Source organism: Parafrankia discariae (assembly GCF_000373365.1).
GTDB classification, from domain to species: Bacteria; Actinomycetota; Actinomycetes; order Frankiales; family Frankiaceae; genus Parafrankia; species Parafrankia discariae.
Genome location: NZ_KB891157.1, coordinates 1 through 3,409, shown reverse-complemented (window position 1 = coordinate 3,409; position 3,409 = coordinate 1). Strand labels below are relative to the sequence as shown.

Here is a 3,409-nt window from a genome sequence, read left to right as displayed (position 1 = left end):
TGTCAGCCCCGCATCCATCTAGATCAAGCTCCCAACCCGCCCTCGTCACTGGTTAACAGACATCCTCTGCCTCGAACCAGCTTGGCAGGTAGGGCAGTGCCGGAGTACGACCGGCCAGACGTAGACGATCCATGAAATGTGCTGGTCGGTGAGTGATTCCGCGCGGCGGCGGCACCGCGGGTCGCGGGATGGGATGATATGGGAATCCTTAGTCGAGGGCTCTCCCAGGGGTTTCGCCGTGACGCATGAAGGTTCGCATGGTTCGGCTGGGAGCAATGGCGGGTTGACAGACGAAGAAATCCTCGACCTGGCAGACCGGTTTGGTTCGCGGGAGCAGGCGACAGCGGTGCTGGACGCGGCAGAGGTTCCGCGGCGTCGGCGGCCGCGGTGGCACGACGATGCTGTCCGGTTCTGGTTCGAGGTGTCGGAGCTGGTGGCGGGCGGCAGAGTGCCGGGCGGACGGACGGGGCTGTGGGCGGCGGTGGCGCGGGAGTCGCCGGTGGGGCTGTTCGAGCCGGTGCCGGGGCGTTGGGCGCCCTCCTCGCCGGCGTCGCTGCTGCTGGCGTCCCGCGAGGTGGTGGACTTCCACTGGCGCGACGAGGAACTCGCCGACCTGCGGCGCTGGTGCGAGGGTGGGGGCGGCCGGGTTCGGCTGATCGTGGGGCCGGGCGGGCAGGGCAAAACCCGGCTGGTGATGCGGCTGTGCGCGGTGATGCGGTCGGTGGGATGGGAGGCGGGGCTACTCACTGCGGGTGCGGAGGAGCGGGTGTTCGACAGCGCCGCGGGCAGTGATCGGCCGCTGCTGCTCGTCGTCGATCGGGTGGAGACCCGACCGACCCGGCTCAGAACCGTCTTCGAACGGCTGATCGGTCCTCGGTTGGGTGCGGGCGCCGTCGTGCGGGTCCTGCTGCTGGCCCGCTCTCTGTCAGCCGGCACGCTGTGGTGGGAACTGATGGGGGAGGGCTTCCCAGATATAGCCGTGACGGTCGTACCGGAGCCATTGGGCTCACTGGACCCGGACGGCGACCGGATCGGCGCCTATCTGCTGGCGCTGGGCAGTTTCGTGGATGTCTGGCGCGCCGTCGAGCCGGACACCGACTGGGGGGCGTTGGCCGGCGGCCTGGTCTTACCGGGCGACCTGGCCGAGCCCGCCAACGAGCTGACGTTCACGGTGCACCTGCGGGCACTGACAGATCTGCTCCAGGCCGGCCCCCGCCCCGTCATCGACGGTGGGCCGCGGTCGCGGCCGGAGGACGTGCTGCTCGCGCACGAGGCCAGGTACTGGCGGGAGGCCGCCGCCCGTCACCGGCTCCCCCAGCCGGAGTCGGTGACGCGGGCGGCAGTCGCCGCGGCGGCGCTGTGCGGTGCCGAGGATGCGGACGAGGCTGTCGCCGTGCTCGGCGGGATCCCCGAGCTCACCGAGGCGGACGTGTCCGTCCGCCTCGCCGTCGCGGAATGGCTGCGGGACCTCTACCCGGCGCAGGCCGGGGCGTACTGGGGCACGCTCGTCCCCGACCGGATCGCCGAACACCACCTCGGCGGCGTGCTCCAGGAACGCCCGGAGCTCGCCGCCACGCTGCTCACCGCGGCCTCCGGCGGGCAGCTGGCACATGGACTGATCACGCTCGCCCAGGCCAGCGATCACCAGCCTCACCTCGCCGCGATCCTCGCCAGTCTGCTCACCGACCATCCGACGATCGCCCCGCGCGCCGTGTGGCTCGTCCCCACCGCTCTCGTCGACCTCATCGGCTCGCTGCCGGACGAGTCCGTCGAGCTGGCCGAGGCCGCCGCCACGGTCGTCGCACGGGCCACCCGCGACACGAACGCCGACACACTGCTCGACCTGCCCCTGATCTTCCCCGGACTATTGACGTCGCTTGCCTCTCGCCTGATCGTCCTGGGGCGGCGGGAGACGGCACTGAGCGCCGTTGAGGAGGCCACGCGGCTGTTCCGGCTGCTGGACGCGGCGGCGCCGGACACCCGCACCGTGGTCTCCGTGTCCCCGTACGACGCCATCCGTCACGAACCCGTCCTGGGCGTGCTGGAGGCGGCGGGCGAACTCGGGAGCGTTCTCGCGGTCACCCCACTGTCAGCGGTGACCGCGCCCGGCGCCCTCACCGCCGCTCTCGCCGGCGCCGTGCGGACCATGTCCTTTCTCCTGGCCAGGCTGGGACGGCCGGTGGAAGCACTGGCCGCTGCCGAGGAAGCCGTGGCCACCTACCGGCGGGCGGTAGCAGTCCAGCCGGGCGGTTCCAGCGCCGAACTCGGCCTTGCCAACGCCCTGGACAACCTGTCCGCGTGTCTCCCAGACCTGGGACGGCTGGAGGACGCCGTGGTCGCCGCCGAGGAAGCCGTCGCGATCCTTCGGCGGCGCGGCGAGGCGAGGCCCGACATCCTCTCCTCCGGCCTCGCCACCGCGCTGATCAGCCTCTCCAACCACCTGGCCGCCCTCGAACGGCACGCCGACGCGGTGGAACCCGCGATCGCCGCCCTGGCGATCAACCGGCAGCTCGCCCAGGAACATCCGGCCCTCCACACCCCTGCCTTCGCCGTGTCCCTGACCGACGCTGCCGTCCGCCTGTCCGAAGCCGGCGACCAGGAGAGAGCGATCTCCACCGCGCAGGAAGCCGTCGTCGTCCTCAACGACCTGTACCGGACCCGCCCGGCCGCGTTCACGACCCAGCTAGCGACAACACTCACGCTCACCGGTCAGCTACTCCATGAAACCGGGCGGACGGAGGCGATGCTGCAGGTCCTCGTCCCAGCGCTCAGACTCGCCGGCAACGGTCAGCTCACAGAGCTGATCCCCGTCATCCTCACCCTGCTCCACGAGGAACGCCGCCGCGACGAGCCGGCGTTCGACGCCACCTGGACCACGATCGCCGGAGAACCCGTACCCGACGGGCTGTGAACAGGCCGATAGCGGCAGCGACTGTACCGCCCCGCCGCCTCGTCGACGCCTCACGACCTGGCCGGAGACCAAGACCCTCGCAGAGCCAGGAATCCTGGCCTACCAGGTTCAATCCGTCGCCGAGAACGGACTTCTCGTCGCTCGACTCGGGCCGGTGAGGTGCCTGTCCGGGTGACGTGTACGTCCCTGCCCAGGCCAGCAGCTCGCGCACCGGGCCGGCGAGGGGACGGCGGTGGGATGGTCATGGTGTGGTCGCTGCTCTACGCCCTGACACGCAACGCTCTCTCGGGCTGATGCTGCTCCGGATGCGTGGGGACACCGCGAAGGAGGCGGAGCTCCTTGTCCTGCGACATCAGGTGGCGGTGCTGCGACGTCAGGTGAGTCGTCCGATGCTGGAACCGGCGATCGGTGATCCTCGCAGCCCTGTCCCGGCTGCTACCCCGGGCCCGCCGGGGTTCGTTCTTCGTCACCCCGGCCACCGTGCTGCGCTGGCACCGT

The 3,409-nt window shown here is 70.9% G+C and carries 1 protein-coding gene and 1 pseudogene; both read left to right on the top strand.

The features are described 5' to 3' along the window. The first annotated feature begins 283 nt into the window (after positions 1–283). Positions 284–2,911, top strand: a complete 2,628-nt coding sequence (locus tag B056_RS0108380; RefSeq protein WP_230202897.1) for an effector-associated domain EAD1-containing protein — start codon at positions 284–286, stop codon at positions 2,909–2,911. A 237-nt stretch (positions 2,912–3,148) separates the two neighbouring features. Continuing rightward, positions 3,149–3,409, top strand: a pseudogene (locus B056_RS45720) (integrase); the annotation flags it as partial.